Here is a 17,601-nt window from a genome sequence, read left to right on the forward strand (position 1 = left end):
GAACCACAAGGGCTCCCACCCATAAAAGGGCGACTGAAACGCAACCCCCAACCCTAAGGCCGGAAGCGTCATGCACCAGAAGGTGACTGAGAAGCTTCAGAGACGCGAAGCCGGGCCGTTCAAAGCGCGGCGCCGCGTCGATGGGCGGTTTATAGGCCAGCCCCGTTCGGACTGTCAACACGGATCTGGAAAAAAATGACGTCCCGACGACAGTGCCTGCCGCCGGGCCCAGAGCCGATTCACCGTGTACGCCCTCAGGGTATTGATTGAATGGTTCAATCGGCGATTCGACAAGGACTTTTCCACAGGCCGGGCCGACAGCGCGCCGCTGGCCCTACCAGGATTGCGCCGCCTCCCCACCGCCTGGCACGCTCCATCCTGCCCTGTCGGTCCTGTCGCGTGCCCGGTGACGCCGGCTGGTGAACGCCCGTGGCGGCTCAGGGTTCCGACCCGCCGGTGCCGCCGGCACGCCGGAAGCCCGAGCCGACCTGTCCTATTCCTTTCGCGCGCAGCGGTCCCCTCCATATGACCGGCCACCCGCAATGCCTCCCAGGTGCCGGATAGCCCTGAGCGCGCCACATTTTTCGCTCTTCTCTGGCGCTGGCCGTTGCTTGACGGATGCAGGCGGGGCGGGCAACGTCCGCGGCACATCGTCGGCCGGGCACCGCCCGACGCCACCGATCGGAGAATTCGCGTTTGCTTCTTTCTGGCCGATCGTCCTTTTCTCATCACGGCGGTCCCAGCGCGACGCTCGGGGACGAGGCGCCGCTGTCGAGCGACGGCCGCGAACGCCGCGGCATCGAGGCCCGGCGCGTCAACGTGCGCTGGCTGTCGGGGACGGTGCTCACCGGCCTGTGCGGCGCCGGCCTGATGGGCGGAGCGGTCTGGGCGGCACTGGAGAACCCCACCCGGCCCCCCGCACCCGCCGAGATCGTCCGGCCTCTCACCCGCGGCCCCGGATCGGCATCCGACCGTCCCACCAACACCGCCCGCAAGGGAGATCGCCTGACCCCGCTCGCCGATCTGTTCTCGTCGTCCAAACAGACCATCCGCGTGTCGCAGACGTCCCGGGTCGGTGACCGCGAGATCATCCGGGTCAGGCCGCATACCCGCGTGGTCGCCAATCTCGTCCAGACCTCCAGCGGCAATCACGACATTCCCGAGTTCAACCCGCTGCGCCTGCTCGCCGGTGACACGGCCGAACGCGCCGAGGAGCAGGCGCCCGATACCGATGGCGAGGTGACCCTCGTCATGCGCGACATCGCCTCCCTGCCTCCCCAGCAGCGCACCATGCTGACCCTTTCGACCGAGGAGATCCTCGGCCAGATTCGGGAGGCGGCGAACCAGACGGATCTCGCAATCCCCCTCGTGCTCCCGACGGGAGGCCCCCTCGCCCGCCTGTCGCCCGGCAACACGGCGCTCGATCCCGATGATCCCAACGTCGTGCGCGTCGCCAAACGCGCCGCCGAGGCCGCGACCGACGCCGCCCCGCCCGACCGCACAGTCATCGCCAAGACCGGCGACACCATCACCTCGATCCTGCTCGAGCTTGGCGCGGTGCGCGACGATGTCCGCCTCATCGCCGCCGCCTTCACCCGCGGCGGTCGCGAGATCACGCTGCGCGACGGCCAACGCATCCGCGTGCTCTTCGCCCAGGGCCCATCGGGCCGCAGCCAGCCGGTCCGCGTCATCCTGGTCGGCGAGCGCGGCACGCCGGAGGCTGCCGTGGCGCAGACGGACGAGGGTCGTTACGTCGCGGTGGAGGATCCTGCCGAGGCCGTCAACGTCACCGACGAATCGGAGGAAGACGACGAGGGCTCGGGCCTGCGCCTCTACGCGGCGATCTACGAGACCGCGCTGCGCCAGGAGATCCCGCGTCCCATCGTCGACGAACTCATCCGCGTCTTCGGCAACGACGTCGACTTCTCGCGCCGGGCCGGCACCAACGACCTGTTCGAGGTGCTCTATGCGTCCGACGACGAGGGCGAAGCGGGCCGCGGCGACATTCTCTATGCCTCGATCACCACCGCCGGGGAGACCCGCCGCTACTACCGCTTCCATTCGACGGCCGACGGCATCATCGACTATTACGACGAGCAGGGAAAATCGGCCCGCAAGTTCCTCATCCGCAAGCCGATCGCGGGGGGCCAGATGCGCTCCGGCTTCGGTATGCGCCGCCATCCCGTCATGGGCTATTACAAGATGCATTCCGGCGTCGACTGGTCCGACCGGATCGGCACGCCGATCGTCGCCGCCGGCAACGGCGTCATCGCCAAGGCCAGCTGGTCGGGCGGCTACGGACGCCGCATCGAGATCGAGCACCCCAACGGCTATACCTCGACCTATTCGCACCTGTCGGGCTTCGCCCGCGGCATCAGCGAGGGTGCGCGCGTCCGCCAGGGCCAGGTGATCGGCTATCTCGGCAATTCAGGCCTCTCGACCGGCCCCCACCTGCACTACGAAGTGTTGGTCAATGGGCGCTTCGTCGATCCGATGCGTGTCCGCGTGCCGCGCGGCCGCGAGCTCGCCGGCCCGATGCTCGCCGCCTTCCGTGCCGAGCGCGAGCGCATCGACAACCTGATGACGCGCGACCGGGCCGAGACGCGCGTCACCGCGGCGGCACCCTCGCGCTGAGACCTCCGGTCCCGGCGGCCTGGCAGGAGGCGCTATTCCGCCGCGAGGCGCGCCGCACCATCGAGCCAGGCGTCGAAATCAGCGAGCGCCCGCGCACTCAGCACCCTCTTGCGCGCCTGGGTCTTGGCATTGCCGCGCAACCGTTCGCCGTCGGGCCCCTTGTTCGGCGCCGGCTCGGCGAGCGGCGGGAACAGGCCGAAGTTGACGTTCATCGGCTGGAACGAGCGCGGCCCCTCGTCGATGGTCGACACATGGCCGCCCGTGATGTGGTTGATGAGAGCGCCATGCGCCGTCGTCACCGGCGGCAGCGACGGTGCCCGGCCGAGCCGCTCGGCCGCCGCGAACCGGCCGACCATGCCGCCGATGGCGGCGCTCTCCACATAGCCCTCGCATCCCGTGATCTGGCCGGCGAAGCGCAGCCGCGGCTCGACCTTCAGCCGCAGCGTCTCGTCGAGCACCTTCGGCGAGTTGAGATAGGTGTTGCGGTGGATGCCGCCGAGCCTGGCGAACTCGGCCTTCTCGAGCCCGGGGATCATGCGGAAGATTCCAGCCTGCTCGCCATATTTCAGCTTGGTCTGGAACCCCGTCATGTTGAAGAGCGTGCCGAGCTTGTTGTCCTGCCGGAGCTGGGCCACCGCATAGGCCTTCACGGTCGGATTGTGCCTGTTGGTGAGCCCGACCGGCTTCATCGGCCCCCAGCGCAGCGTCTCGCGCCCGCGCTCGGCCATCACCTCGATGGGCAGGCACCCGTCGAAATAGGGCGTGCCCTCCCACTCCTTGAACTCGGTCTTCTCGGCCGCCAGCAGCGCGTCGATGAAGGCCTCGTACTGGGCCTTGTCCATCGGGCAGTTGATGTAGTCGGCGCCCGTCCCGCCAGGACCCGCCTTGTCGTAGCGCGACTGGAACCACGCCTTGTCCATGTCGACGGATTCGAAATGGACGATCGGCGCGATGGCGTCGAAGAAGGCGAGCTCCTTCTCGCCCGTCAGCTGGCCGACAGCGTCGGCGAGCGCCGGCGAGGTCAGCGGTCCGGTGGCGACGATCACGCTGTCCCAGCCCGCCGGCGGCAGCCCCGCCACCTCCTCCCGAACGATCGTGATGCGCGGATGGGCCTCGAGCGCCGCCGTCACGGCCTGCGAGAAGCCGTCACGGTCGACGGCGAGCGCCCCGCCGGCCGGCACCTGATGGGCATCCGCCATGCGCATGATGATGGATCCCATGCGGCGCATCTCGGCATGGAGAAGACCGACCGCATTGGTCTCGGCATCGTCGGAGCGGAAGGAGTTGGAACAGACGAGTTCGGCGAGGCCTTCGGTCTTGTGGGCCTCGGTGCCGCGCGACGGCCGCATCTCGTGCAGCACGACCGGAATGCCGGCCTCGGCGACCTGCCAGGCGGCCTCGGAACCGGCGAGGCCGCCGCCGACGACGTGGATGGGGGAAATCTGTGTCATGCCGATCTTCTACGGCGGAGCGACACGGCCGGCAAGCAAGGCTCAAAGGGCGAGCGTTTCGTCGGTTGCGAGATTCCGCCGCGTCCTGTTCACCTCCCGGCAGGCGTCGACACCGAGGACGGCGAGTTTCAGCGCCCGCAGATGCGGCGTCCCGTCGCCCAGAGGCTCCTCGGCCAGCCAATAATGGGTATGGTTGAAGTAGCCGCCCGAGATCGACGTCTGCTGCGGAATGTTCAGCGTTCCGGGTGAATGCGCGGCGGGGATCGGGCCGCCGATGAAGTCGCCCTTCACCGCGGCACGCTGGGCGAAATAGAGATTGGTCCAGCAGGTCAGCGCGAACATGGCGGAGTGCTGCAGCCGCGGGCGCGCAGGGGCCATGCCCGGATTCGCACTTTTGGGGGCGAAGAGAACGCGGCCATCCTCCCCGGGCGTCAGCCCGGGAGGCGCGACCGGAAACTCGCGCAGCGACACCTTCTCGGCGAGACCCTTCTCCGTCCCCGCCTCGGTCATCAGCAGCGCCGCATGGGCGAGCGGGCTTCCCATCGTGACGAAATCGCTGATGCGCCAGGGCGAAGCGACGATCTCGTTTTTCACGACGGTGATCTGCTCCGTGGTGAAGATCGCGAAGGCCTGCCGGACCTTCTCCTGATACTCGACCGCCGAAGGCGTTTCGCCCGGATCGAGCCGCTGCCAGCCGAGCCCCCCGCCAACCTCCGCCACCGCATAGGTTCCTGTGTCGATCGCGTTCTTCGGCAGTCCGTCGATGTCCGCGAAGGCGGCGATGACCCTGTCGGTCAGCCGTGCCTTGGCCATCTGCTCGACAAAGAAGGCGCGCAGCACGTCATAGGCGATGATCGTGCCGAGGCTGTGCGCGACGACGACGATACGGTCGTAACGGGGCGCGCCGTCGCCGGTGCGCTGGTCATGCAGGTCCTGAAGCACCTGAAGGCCGAGTTTTCGGATGCGGTTGCGGGCCTCGATGTTGTCGGGCGCATCACGCAGGTAGCGGGCGCAGTCCCCGACATAGGGAACGAGGAACACCCAGGCGAGGAAGACGAAGAGCGTCAGGAAGACGAGGAGCCAGAGTGTCGTCGGCGGATGGCCGAGCGTCAGGAGCGCGATGTCGAGAAGCCGGGTGCCTTCGGGCCAGTCCGCATTGCCAATGCCGACAAGCGTCCAGACCGGCCCCCAGAGGGCGACGAAGAGCGACAGGCCAGCCGTGCCGGCGACCCCATAGGCCGTGGCCACGGGTCCGAGGAACATCAAAAGGCTGGCCAGCGCCGGCACCAGGGTCAGCAGTGCCAGCGGGTGCCACGACGCGATCGCGGCGAACACGACGAAGACAGCTGCGATGCCGAGGCCCTGCGCCCAGCCCTTCCGCAGCCCGAAGGTCACGAACCCGCCCACCAGGACGGCGAGGACGAGGAAGGACACCGTCGCCTGTGGCGCTGCAAGGCCGGCACGGGCGGCGACGTCGAGCCATGACAGCCCGATCAGGCCGGTTCCCACGACCCAGACCACGTGAACGGCCGCCAGCAGCGCAGCGGTCAGGATCGTGACCGCCGCATACCAGATCCAGCGCGCATCAGCCGGAAGGCTGGACCGGTCGCGCTTGGCCAGGTCGCACAGCCAAAGCAGCACGGCGACGAAGCGCGTGCCGCTCATCAGATGGGCCCAGTAGAGCTCGTAGAAATCGTAGCGCCGCTTTTCGGTCATGCCGAGCGCTGGTGTCGTCACCGATTTCAGGTCGAAGGAGCCGTCTTTTCCCACATAGGGCTTGATCCAGCGAGGAATTGCACCCTTGCGGCGCGCCGCCTCGCGGTCAATCTCGGGCTTGCCCAGAACGGCATCGACCACGCCAAGCATGGTCTCCATCGGCCGCTGGTCTCCGATACCGTGGAACACGAGGACGGCTGTCCGGGGGGCCGGGGGAGTGACTGTCTTGGCCGCCGCCTTGTCCTGACCTGCGCGTGCTGCCACCGATCCCTCCCCCACAACACCAAAGGCCGCCCGATCGGATACCCGAAAGGACGGCCTGGCAAGAGGGTTGTATTCCCGATGTGTTGCAGCTGAGAGTTATTCGGCCGCCATGGCCGGCGTCGAAGCCTCGAAGACCAGCCGGTCTCCTGCCGCCGCGGCGCTGACGCTGTCGCCGTCCTTGATGGTGCCGCCGAGGATCTTCTCGGCCAGCGGATCCTGGACATATTTCTGGATGACGCGCTTCAGCGGACGCGCGCCATAGGCGGGATCGTAGCCCTTGTCGGCGAGCCAGGCCTTGGCGGCCGGCTCGAGGTCGAGGACGATCTTGCGCTCGTCCAGCAGCTTCTGCAGGCGCCTCAGCTGGATGTCGACGATGGTCGTCATCTGCTCGCGCTTCAGGCGGCCGAACAGGATGATCTCGTCGATCCGGTTGAGGAATTCGGGGCGGAAATGCCCGCGCACGATGGAGAGGACGCCGTCACGCACCGCGTCGACCTCCTCGCCCTCGCCCTGCATGACCAGCAGCTCGGACCCGAGGTTCGAGGTCATGATGATCAGCACGTTGCGGAAATCGACCGTCCGGCCCTGCCCGTCCGTCAGCCGCCCGTCGTCGAGCACCTGGAGGAGGACATTGAACACGTCCGGATGGGCCTTCTCGATCTCGTCGAACAGGACCACCTGGTACGGCCGGCGGCGCACGGCCTCCGTCAGCGCCCCGCCCTCGTCGTAGCCGACATAGCCGGGAGGCGCGCCGATGAGACGCGAGACCGAGTGCTTTTCCATGTATTCGGACATGTCGAGGCGGACCATGGCCGTCTCGTCGTCGAACAGGAACTCCGCCAGCGCCTTGGTCAGCTCGGTCTTGCCGACGCCGGTGGGGCCGAGGAACATGAACGAGCCGATCGGCCGGTTCGGATCCTGCAGTCCTGCGCGGGCGCGCCGCACCGCGGTCGAGACGGCCTTGACAGCCTCGCCCTGGCCGACGACGCGGCGGGCGATCTCGTCCTCCATGCGCAGCAGCTTGTCCTTCTCGCCCTCCAGCATCCGGTCGACCGGCACGCCGGTCCAGCGCGAGACGACCTGGGCGACGTGGTCGGCGGTGACCGCCTCCTCGACCATGGCCTGCTCATTGTGCTCCTCGACGCCGACGAGCTCCTTCTCAAGTGCGGGAAGCGTGCCGTAGGACAGTTCGCCGGCCTTCGCCCAGTCGCCCTTGCGCTGGGCATTGGCCAGGGCGGTGCGCGCCTCGTCGAGCTGCTTCTTGATCTCGGCGGCGCGGCCGAGACTGTCCTTCTCCGCCTTCCAGCGCGCGGTCATCTCGGCGGACTGCGCCTCGAGCGCGGCGAGATCGGTCTCGAGCCGTTTCAGCCGGTCCCTCGACGCGATGTCGCTCTCCTTCTTCAGCGCCTCCTGCTCGATCTTGAGCTGGATGACACGTCGGTCGACCTCGTCGAGTTCCTCCGGCTTGGAATCGACCTGCATCCTCAGCCGCGCCGAGGCCTCGTCGATGAGGTCGATGGCCTTGTCGGGCAAGAAGCGGTCGGTGATGTAGCGGTTCGACAGCGTCGCCGCCGCGACGATCGCCGCATCGGTGATGCGCACCTGGTGATGCTGCTCGTACTTTTCCTTCAGGCCGCGCAGGATCGACACCGTGTCTTCCACCGTCGGCTCGCCGACGAAGATCGGCTGGAAGCGGCGGGCGAGCGCCGCGTCCTTCTCGACATGCTTGCGATACTCGTCGAGCGTCGTCGCGCCGATGCAGTGCAGTTCGCCGCGGGCAAGCGCCGGCTTCAACAGGTTCGAGGCGTCCATCGCCCCGTCCGCCTTGCCGGCACCGACCAGCGTGTGCATCTCGTCGATGAACAGCACGATGGCGCCGTCAGCGGAGGTCACCTCCGACAGCACGGCCTTCAGCCGCTCCTCGAACTCGCCGCGATATTTCGCCCCCGCGATCAGCGACCCCATGTCGAGCGACAGGATCGACTTGTCCTTGAGGCTTTCCGGCACGTCGCCGTCGATGACGCGCAGGGCGAGACCCTCGACGATGGCGGTCTTGCCGACGCCGGGCTCGCCGATGAGGACGGGATTGTTCTTGGTACGGCGCGACAGCACCTGGATGGTGCGGCGGATCTCCTCGTCGCGGCCGATGACCGGGTCGAGCTTGCCGTCACGGGCGGCCTGGGTCAGGTCGCGGGCATATTTCTTCAGCGCGTCATAGGCGTTCTCGGCCGAGGCGGAATCGGCGGTGCGCCCCTTGCGCAGCCCCTCGATGGCCTGGTTCAGTGCCTGCGGGCTGACGGAAGCGGCTGCCAGCGCCATGCCGGCCTCGGTCTCCTTCTCCAGAGCCAGGGCGAGCAACAGCCTCTCGGCGGCGACGAAGCTGTCGCCGGCCTTCTCGGCGGCCTTCTCGGCCGTGTCGAAGACGCGGGCGAGACCCTGGCCGAGATAGACCTGGCCGGCTCCCGAGCCCTGCACCTTCGGAATCTTCTTCAGCGCCTCTTCGGTCTTGGCCAGCGCCAGCTGCGGCTGGCCGCCCGCCTGCCGGATCAGGCCGGCGGCAAGGCCTTCGGTGTCGTCCAGCAGCACCTTCAGCAGGTGCTCGGGCTGGAACTGCTGATGGCCCTCGCGCAGGGCCAGAGACTGTGCCGACTGGATGAAGCCGCGTGAGCGTTCGGTGTATTTCTCGATGTTCATGAGGTCACTCCCTTGCCCGTTCCGCCCGTCTCTCCTGAGCCCGAGATGAAACGTCCGACCGATGGATTGCCGGCCCAGAAGGCACCGGCCCGAGGCGGATATGGGGGTGTCACGCGGCTGTGAGAAGAGACCGCGGCGGACTTTTTGAGGCGCGTCAAACCGGCCGGCGTGCGCCCCTGGTGGAAACACGATTGGACAAGACAACGGCGCCGCCCTTTCACCACTCCCCGGCGGGGAGAGGTCGGCCGAAGGCCGGGTGAGGGGGCGATGCCCTCGCCATCAGCCGCTCTCCCCCTCACCCGGGCTTGACCGTCCCCGCCGCGTCGGGCCACCTCAAGCAATGACCGACACAGCCCCCGCCCGCATCACCGCCCTCTACCGCTATCCCGTGAAGGGGCTCTCCGCCGAGCCGCTGACCGAGGCGCCCCTGAGCAGTGGCGCGCATTTCCCCGGCGACAGGCTCTTCGCCATCGAGAACGGTCCCTCCGGCTTCGACCCTGCCAATCCCGAGCACCAGCCGAAGCAGAAATTCCTCGTCCTCGCCCGCCAGGCGGCGCTGGCGAAGCTGAAGACCAGCTATGACGACGCCAGCCACAGCCTCGCCATCGTCGCCGACGAGGTCGAGGTCGCCCGCGGGGACCTGCGTACACCGGAAGGCCGCGCCGCGATCGAGGACTTCTTCCGCATGTTCCTCGCCAACGACCTCGCCGGCACGCCGAAGGTGCTGGAGGGCCCGCCCGGCTTCCACTTCATGGATTCGCGCTCCGGCTTCGTGTCCATCATCAATCTCGCCACGGTCCGGGCTCTGGAGAAGGAGACCGGCATCGCCATCGACCCGATCCGCTTCCGCGCCAATATCTATATCGACGGCGTACCGGCCTTCTCGGAGTTCGCCTGGGTGGGCAAGCGCATCACCACCGGCGGTGCCGCCCTGCGCGGCCTGAAGCGCACCGAGCGCTGCGCCGCCACGACCGTCAATCCGGCCACTGCCGTCCGCGACCTGATGATCCCCGCCGTGCTGATGCGCAGCTACGGCCACGCCGATTGCGGCATCTATGCCGCGGTGGCGCAGGGCGGGCGGATCGCCGTCGGCGACGCGCTCAGAGTGACCGAGGAGGACGCGTCCAGCGTGGCGTTCTGAGGGGGGCGCTCTGCCCTCAATCCTCCCAGCGCACGACCTCACCGAGCCCCGCGCGCACCGTGCGATAGCCGTTGACCGGCGCCGCCGCATCCGCTCGCCCGAAGGAGATGCCGCAGACGACGCGCTGGTCGTCGGCAATGCCGAAATGGGCGCGGATTGCCCCTGCATGGACGGCGAGGGCTGCCTGGGCGATGGTCGCGACGCCGTGGGCTGTCGCCGCCGTCATGAAATTGCTGACATAGGCGCCGCAATCCAGCGCCCCATAGGCGCCGAGCGCCTCATCCGTGGTGATGATCGCCACATGCGGCGCATCGAACAGCGCGAAGTTGCGCAGGGACTGGCGGGCATAGGCGGCCTTGTCGCCGCGCTGGACCCCCACCGCGTCATAGAGCTGGAAACCGCAGGCCCGCCGCCGCTCCAGAAGCGCCCCCCGATACTCGCGCGGGAAGGGAAAATCGCTCGACGGCTCCGCCCCAGCGGAGGCGAGTTGGAGCATCAGCGCACGGAAGCGCTCGACCGCGCCGCCGCTGGCGATCACCACCTGCCAGGGCTGGGTATTGTTCCAGGAGGCGGTCTTCTGCGCCGTCGTCAGGATCGCCGCGATCGTCGCCCGCGGGATCGGCTCGGGCCGGAAGGCGCGGCAGGAATGGCGCGCGGCCATCAGGCGGTCGAAGGCTTCGGCATCGGTCGGCAGGGGGCTGGTCATCGGTCTCGCCGGATCGTTCGAGGGGCCGCGCCATCGTCTCCGCTCGCCGGCCTTTTCGCCATCCGCCGTTCGGCACGGACGGAGCCTGGATCACGGCGGATTGCCTTCCCCTCGGGCCGGGCAATGGGGTAGATGGGGCCGTCGGGGGTCGCCGCCGCGGCTCCCTTCCCATCCGAGACGCACCCGCATGTCCCTTGCCAAGGAAGTCCGCGCGCTCGCCGGCGACACGCTCGCCGTGCTGCGCCACCCCGACGCCCGCGGCGCCGTCCTGCTCTATGCGGGACTGGCGGCGGTCTTCTTCGTCTATGCCGCGATCACCGCGGGTCTCATGTGGACGCTCGTCGCTGCGGTGATCGGCGTCTGCCTCCTGCCCGCCGTCGAATTCATCACCCACAAATATGTCCTGCACTGGCTCGAACTCGCCAAGACCTCGGCCACCGCGCAGTTCTGGAACCGCGTCCATTACGCCCACCACATGGACCCGAAGGACACCCGGGTGATCCTCGCCCATCCCGCCAGCGTCGTGCTGCTTGTGGCCGTGGTGGCGGGCATCGCCTGGCTCGTCGGTCTCAGGCCGATCGCCCCGGTCGTCGCCATCGCCTTCGCGCTCTTCGCCTTCTACGAGATCGTCCACTTCGCCTGCCACATGGATGGCGACATGCGCTCGCGCTATTTCACCGCGCGGCGGCAGGAACATGCCCTGCACCACTATGTCGACGAGAACCGCAATTTCGGCATCACCACGGCGATCGCCGACCGGCTGCTCGGCACCCGCATCGTCGACAAGAAGGCACTCGTCCGCTCCCCGACCGCCCGCAATCTCGGCTATACTGGCGAATTCGCCGACCGCTATCCCTATCTGAAGCGCGACGATGCGCCGCCGGCCGGGCGGACCCCCGCCGAGTGACCCGTCCGCGCGCCGTCGACGTCCTCGTCATCGGAGCCGGCGCCGCCGGCATGATGTGCGCCATCGAGGCCGGACGGCGCGGCCGCTCGGTGCTCGTCGTCGACCATGCCGAAGCGCCGGGCGAGAAGATCCGCATCTCCGGCGGCGGCCGCTGCAACTTCACCAATCTCGGCACATCGCCGAAGAACTTCCTGTCGCAGAACCCCCGCTTCGCCATTTCGGCGCTCGCCCGCTACACCCAGCGCGACTTCATCGCCCTGGTCGACAGCCACGGCATCGCCTGGCACGAGAAGACGCTGGGCCAGCTCTTCTGCGACGGCTCGGCGCGCCAGATCATCGCCATGCTGACCGATGAGATGGAACGGGCCGGGGTCGAACTCAGGCTCGCCACCGGCGTCGAGGACATCGCCCGGACCGAGGACGGTTTTGCCGTCCGGCTCTCCGACCGTGACATCCGCTGCACGTCGCTGGTCGTCGCCTCCGGCGGCAAGTCCATCCCGAAGATGGGCGCGACCGGTCTCGCCTACGACATCGCCGCCCGGTTCGGCCTCGCCGTCGTCCCGCCGCGTCCGGCCCTCGTGCCCCTGACCTTCTCGGCCGACATGCTGGCGACTCTCACGCCCCTCGCCGGCATCGCCGTGGAGGAGGCGGTGGTCGGCCACGGCAAGACGCGCTTCCCCGAGGCGGTTCTCTTCACCCATCGCGGCCTCTCCGGCCCGGCCGTGCTGCAGATCTCCAGCTACTGGCGCGAGGGCGACGACATCGTCGTCTCGCTCGCCCCCGGCGTGAACGTTCTCGAGGGCCTGAAGGCGGCGCGCGCCCGCAACGGCCGCCAGGCGGTGCAGACGGTTCTCGCCGAGATCCTGCCGCGGCGCCTCGCCCAGGCCGTCGTCACGAGCCAGGCGCCTACCGGCAATCTCGCCGACTGTTCCGACAAGGTGCTCGCCCGCATCGATGCGGCGGTCAACGCCTGGCGCATCCGCCCGAACGGCACCGAGGGCTGGCGCACGGCGGAGGTCACCCTCGGCGGGATCGACACCGCCGGCCTCGACCAGCAGACCATGGCGGCGAAGTCCGTGCCCGGCCTGTTTTTCATCGGCGAGGCCGTCGACGTCACCGGCTGGCTCGGCGGCTACAATTTCCAGTGGGCCTGGTCGTCTGGCTGGGCGGCCGGCAAGGCGGCCTGACAGTCGGCCTGACGGGCCGCAGTCCCTCTCCCTCTCACGGCCCGTTGCCGTCCGGGTGGGCAAACCCTATGGTCCCGGTCCCTTCCGAGGAACGCTGCAAGAAGAACCCGACATGGCGACCGACAACACGACCGGCCGACGCAACCGCCCGACCATCACGGACCAGGAGGCGCTGGCCTTCCACCAGGTCGGCAAGCCCGGCAAGCTTGAGATCGTGCCGACCAAGCCCATGGCGACGCAGCGCGACCTGTCGCTCGCCTATTCCCCGGGCGTTGCGGTTCCCGTCCTCGCCATCGCCGAGGATCCGGCGCGCGCCTTCGACTACACGACGCGCGGCAACATGGTCGCCGTCATCACCAACGGCACCGCCATCCTCGGCCTCGGCAATCTCGGCGCGCTCGCCTCCAAGCCGGTGATGGAAGGCAAGGCGGTGCTGTTCAAGCGCTTCGCCGACGTCGATTCCATCGACCTGGAGATCGATACCGAGGACGCCGACAAGTTCATCGACGCGGTGCGCTATCTCGGCCCCTCGTTCGGCGGCATCAATCTCGAGGACATCAAGGCGCCCGAGTGCTTCATCATCGAGCAGCGCCTGCAGGAGCTCATGGACATCCCGGTGTTCCATGACGACCAGCACGGTACCGCGATCATCGCCGCCGCCGGCCTGATCAACGCCATGGACATTACTGGCCGCGACATCAAGACGACACGGCTCGTCGTCAACGGCGCCGGCGCCGCCGGCATCGCCTGTGTCGAACTCCTGAAGGCGATGGGCTTCACGCCCGACAACGTCACGCTCTGCGACACCAAGGGCACGATCTGGCGCGGCCGCACCGAAGGCATGAACCAGTGGAAGTCCGGCCATGCCGTGGCGACCGATGCGCGCACCCTCGCCGAGGCGGTCAAGGGTGCCGACGTCTTCTTCGGCCTGTCGGTCAAGGGCGCGCTGACGCCCGAGATGGTCATGTCCATGGCGCCGAAGCCGATCATCTTCGCCATGGCCAATCCCGATCCGGAGATCACCCCGGAGGAGGTGCACGCGGTGCGCTCCGACGCCATCGTCGCCACCGGCCGCTCCGACTATCCGAACCAGGTCAACAACGTCCTCGGCTTCCCCTTCCTGTTCCGCGGCGCCCTCGACGTGCGTGCGACGCAGATCAACATGGAAATGAAAATCGCCGCCGCCAATGCGCTCGCCGCCCTCGCGCGCGAAGACGTGCCTGACGACGTCGCTGCGGCCTATGGCGGCGGAAGGCCGAAATACGGCCCCGACTACATCATTCCGGTGCCGTTCGACCCGCGTCTGATGATCGCCGTGCCGACCGCCGTCGCGCAGGCCGCGATGGAGACGGGTGTCGCCCGCCGCCCGATCGTCGACATGGCCGGCTACAAGGCGCAGCTCACCGCCCGCCTCAATCCCGTCGCCGGAGTCCTTGCCCGCATATTCGAGCGCGCACGCCGCACGCCGCGCCGCGTCGTCTTCGCCGAGGGCGAGGAGGAGCAGGTGATCCGCGCCGCCCAGAGCTTCGTCAACCAGGGCCTCGGCACGGCGATCCTCGTCGGCCGCGAGGACCGGGTACGGGCGACAGCCCTCGCTGCGGGCATCGACCTGAAGGACGGCATCGAGATCGCCAATGCGCGGCTTTCCACCCGCAATGCCGACTATGCCAGCCAGCTTTACGAGAGGCTGCAGCGCCACGGCTACCTGTACCGCGACTGCCAGCGCATGGTAAACCAGGACCGCAACATCTTCGGCGCCGCCATGGTGGAGGCCGGCGATGCCGACGGCATGGTTACCGGCGTCACCCGCAACTATTCCTCCGCCCTCGAGGAGGTCCGCCGCGTCATCGACGTGAAGCCGGGCCACCGGCTCATCGGCGTCTCCATCGTGCTCTCGCGCGGGCGCACCGTACTCGTCGCCGACACCGCCATCACCGAAATGCCATCGGCCGCCGATCTCGCCGAGATCGCCGTCGAGGCCGCCCATGCGGCGCGCCGCCTCGGCACCGAGCCGCGGGTCGCGCTCCTCGCCTTCTCCACCTTCGGCCAGCCCAAGGGCGAGCGCTCGGAAAAGGTCATCGAGGCCGTGAAGATCCTCGACGGCCGCCGCGTCGATTTCGAGTATGACGGCGAGATGTCGGCGGACGTCGCCCTCAATCCGGAACTGATGCAGGCCTATCCGTTCTGCCGTCTCACCGGGCCGGCCAACGTGCTGGTCATGCCGGCATTCCACTCGGCCTCGATCGCGACGAAGATGATGCAGGAACTCGGCGGCGCCACCGTCATCGGTCCGCTTCTGGTCGGTCTCGACAAGCCGGTTCAGATCGTCCCGCTCGGCGCCCGCGATTCCGACCTCGTCAACATGGCGGCGCTGGCGGCCTACAATATCGGCGGCTGAGGACCGGGGTCAGCCGAGGGCGGCGATCAACGCCGTCGTCTCGGCGGCGGGGACGAGCCATGGTGCGCGGTTGTCCGGGATCGGTTCGGCCTCGATGGAGGCCGCGACCGCCGTCGCCGCATCGGGCCCGACCGGGCGGGAATAGACGAAACCCTGGACGGTATCGCAGCCGAGTTCGCGCAGCACGTCAAGTTCGGCGCGCTTCTCGGCACCCTCCGCCACGGTGGCGAGTCCGAGGCCACGGGAGAGGGCGATGATGCCGGCGAGGAGCTTGCGCTTGGCCGGATCACCGGCGATGCCGTCGACGAAGGAGCGGTCGACCTTCAGCCGGTGGAAGGGCAGCCGCGTCAGATAGCCGAGCGACGAGTAGCCCGAACCGAAGTCGTCGAGGGCGAGCTTGACCCCGAGCCGCGACAGCGAGCAGAGCGTGCGGCTGACGCGCTCCTCGCTCTGGTCGACGAAGAGGCTCTCGGTCAGTTCGAGGCAGAGCAGCTCCGGTGGCAGGCCGGTCTCGGCCAGCACAGCGGCGACGGCCGTCTCGAAGTCCATGGCCCAGAACTGGGCCGGCGAGGCATTGACCGACATGGTGCGCTGCGGCAGGCCCTGGTCGAGCCAGGCCTTCGCCTGGCGGCAGGCCTCACGGAGGATCCACAGGCCGAGGTCGACGATGATGCCGGAGTTCTCCGCGACGGGGATGAACACCGCCGGCGAGATCGGTCCGCGCTCGCGGTGGGTCCAGCGCAGCAGCGCTTCGAAGCCAATGACCCTGCCCGAGCTTATGCACACCTGCGGCTGGTAGACGGCGTGCAGCTCCTGTTCCTCGATCGCGTGGCGGAGGTCGCGGGCCAGCAGCAGACGCTGCTCTACTGCCGCGGCGAAGGCCGACTCGAACAGCATCGAGCGACCGCGACCCGCTTCCTTGCCCGTGTAGAGGGCGAGGTCGGCATGCCGCATGGCCTGGTCCGTCGAGGTCGCGTGCTCGGGCAGCATCGCCACGCCGACCGTGGCGCCGACGAAGGCCTCGCCGCTCGACAGGTCGATCGGCCCGGACAGCGTATGGATCAGGTTGTCGGCGACGAGCCGGACATCCTCTTGCTGGTGGTCCCGCTCGATCAGCACCGCGAACTCGTCGCCACCCAGTCGCGCGATCAAGGCGGTACCGCCGAACTCCCGGCGCAGGATGGCCGCGACACGACAGAGGAGTTCGTCACCGGCAGCATGGCCGAAGGCGTCGTTGACCTCCTTGAACCGGTCGAGACCAACCAGGTAGAGCGTCGCGAAGCGACCTTCGAGCAGGGCCTTGCCGATGACCTTGGTCAGCGCCTGCTTGAACATGGCGCGATTGGCAAGGCCGGTCAGCGAATCCGCATAGGCGAGTTCCTCGAGCTGCCGCTGCGTCTGCTTGCGTTCTGTGACATCCTGGACGGTACCGACGAAGCCGACCACCTTGCCGCCGACCTCCTCGCCCTTGCAGGTGACGGCGAAGTCGCGGATGCGGCCATCGGCACAGCACAGGCGCACGTCGCAGCTGTGTGCACCACCCTCCTTCAGCACCGCGCGCTGAACGTCCAGAAGCTTCTGCTGGTCCTCCGGCATGAACAGCGCCAGGACCGCCTCGTGGGAGCTGTCGAAGGTCGCGGGGTCGAAGCCGGTGACCGAGAAGAGCTCGTCGCTCCAGGTCAAGCCGGCATCGCCCTGGAGATAGGACCAGGACCCCATGCGGCCGAGACGGTGGGCCTCGGCGAGTGCTGCCGACCGCTTCATCAACAGGCGTTCGGTCTCGCGCAACTCGGTGATGTCGGCGGTCGTGCCGCGGTAGCCGAGGAAGGTGCCGTCTGCATCGAACATCGGCTTGCCGCTGGTGCGGGCCCGACGGGGTCCGATCCGGGTGTTGACGGTATAGTCGAGATTGCGGAACGGCCTGTGGGCCTCCATCTCCCGCTGCACAGCCTCCAGTTCCGGGAGGGAGGAAACCGGGACGTCGAGGTCCCAGCGCCGCTTTCCGATGACCAGTCTGACGTCGATCGATCGTGTCGCGCTGCCCGCCTCGAATCGCTCGAAACGGTGCTCGGCATCGGTCTGCCAACACCAGTCTGTCGCGGTGTCGAGGAAATCCGCCAGCCTCTGTTCCGAGGCGGCGACCTGCTCCAACGCCTGGGTCTCGCTGGTCTCATCGGTGACGATGCCGATGATGCGCACGATGGCACCGGACCCGTCGCGCTCGGCCTCGCCGTGGATTCGAAGCGAGAAGTCGCGCCCGTCGGGGTGGCGGCAGGTGACATCCACCACATAGGGCGTGCCGTCCGAAAGGCAGCGTTGCAGCGTTGCAGCGCTGCGGCGACACGCGCGGCACCGTCGCCATGATAACGCTCGCGAACCGTCGCGATGGTGACGAATCCGGCGGGCACGTCCATGAGGGCAGCGAGTTCCTCCGACATCCAGAAGGTGGTCGGATCGCGCGCCTCGATCACCCAATAGCCCATCCGGGCAATGGCCATGGCAC

General features: G+C 68.3%; 10 protein-coding genes. 5 read left to right on the top strand and 5 right to left on the bottom strand.

Annotation, left to right across the window (positions count from 1 at the left end):
* Nucleotides 1-696 precede the first annotated feature (696 nt).
* Nucleotides 697-2,634, top strand: coding sequence for a M23 family metallopeptidase (locus Q8O26_RS06535; RefSeq protein WP_305574674.1), 1,938 nt, complete (start codon nucleotides 697-699; stop codon nucleotides 2,632-2,634).
* 32 nt (nucleotides 2,635-2,666) lie between these two features.
* On the opposite strand, the gene trmFO is transcribed toward Q8O26_RS06535, so the two are convergent.
* From trmFO to clpB, 3 genes are all read right to left on the bottom strand, one after another.
* A complete protein-coding gene (trmFO, locus tag Q8O26_RS06540) occupies nucleotides 2,667-4,085 on the bottom strand; it encodes a methylenetetrahydrofolate--tRNA-(uracil(54)-C(5))-methyltransferase (FADH(2)-oxidizing) TrmFO (protein ID WP_305574676.1) in 1,419 nt (472 codons plus the stop codon).
* A gap of 42 nt (nucleotides 4,086-4,127) precedes the next feature.
* Nucleotides 4,128-6,065: a hypothetical protein gene (locus Q8O26_RS06545; RefSeq protein ID WP_305574678.1), complete on the bottom strand. Its 1,938-nt coding sequence runs from the start codon at nucleotides 6,063-6,065 to the stop codon at nucleotides 4,128-4,130.
* 96 nt (nucleotides 6,066-6,161) lie between these two features.
* Nucleotides 6,162-8,759: an ATP-dependent chaperone ClpB gene (clpB, locus tag Q8O26_RS06550; protein ID WP_371134474.1), complete on the bottom strand. Its 2,598-nt coding sequence runs from the start codon at nucleotides 8,757-8,759 to the stop codon at nucleotides 6,162-6,164.
* 340 nt (nucleotides 8,760-9,099) lie between these two features.
* Here clpB and Q8O26_RS06555 point away from each other — a divergent pair, with 340 nt between their 5' ends.
* Nucleotides 9,100-9,900, top strand: a complete 801-nt coding sequence (locus Q8O26_RS06555; RefSeq protein ID WP_305574680.1) for an MOSC domain-containing protein — start codon at nucleotides 9,100-9,102, stop codon at nucleotides 9,898-9,900.
* 16 nt (nucleotides 9,901-9,916) lie between these two features.
* Here the strand turns inward: Q8O26_RS06555 and Q8O26_RS06560 are convergent, their stop codons facing one another.
* Entirely contained in the window at nucleotides 9,917-10,606 is a 690-nt protein-coding gene (locus tag Q8O26_RS06560; protein ID WP_305574682.1) for a nitroreductase, read from the bottom strand.
* A gap of 187 nt (nucleotides 10,607-10,793) precedes the next feature.
* On the opposite strand from Q8O26_RS06560, the gene Q8O26_RS06565 reads away from it, so the two are divergent.
* From Q8O26_RS06565 to Q8O26_RS06575, 3 genes are all read left to right on the top strand, one after another.
* Nucleotides 10,794-11,513 (top strand): sterol desaturase family protein, encoded by a 720-nt coding sequence (locus Q8O26_RS06565; protein ID WP_305574684.1) that lies wholly within the window; start codon nucleotides 10,794-10,796, stop codon nucleotides 11,511-11,513.
* Entirely contained in the window at nucleotides 11,510-12,700 is a 1,191-nt protein-coding gene (locus Q8O26_RS06570) for an NAD(P)/FAD-dependent oxidoreductase (protein ID WP_305574686.1), read from the top strand. The genes Q8O26_RS06565 and Q8O26_RS06570 overlap by 4 nt, the downstream gene beginning before the upstream one ends.
* A 112-nt stretch (nucleotides 12,701-12,812) precedes the next feature.
* The gene (locus Q8O26_RS06575) at nucleotides 12,813-15,098 is read left to right on the top strand and encodes an NADP-dependent malic enzyme (RefSeq protein ID WP_305574688.1); all 2,286 of its coding nucleotides are present in this window, start codon (nucleotides 12,813-12,815) and stop codon (nucleotides 15,096-15,098) included.
* A gap of 9 nt (nucleotides 15,099-15,107) precedes the next feature.
* Here Q8O26_RS06575 and Q8O26_RS06580 read toward each other — a convergent pair whose 3' ends face one another.
* Entirely contained in the window at nucleotides 15,108-17,387 is a 2,280-nt protein-coding gene (locus tag Q8O26_RS06580; protein ID WP_371134475.1) for a putative bifunctional diguanylate cyclase/phosphodiesterase, read from the bottom strand.
* Nucleotides 17,388-17,601 lie beyond the last annotated feature (214 nt).

It is taken from the genome of Phreatobacter sp. (assembly GCF_030691135.1).
GTDB lineage: Bacteria > Pseudomonadota > Alphaproteobacteria > Rhizobiales > Phreatobacteraceae > Phreatobacter.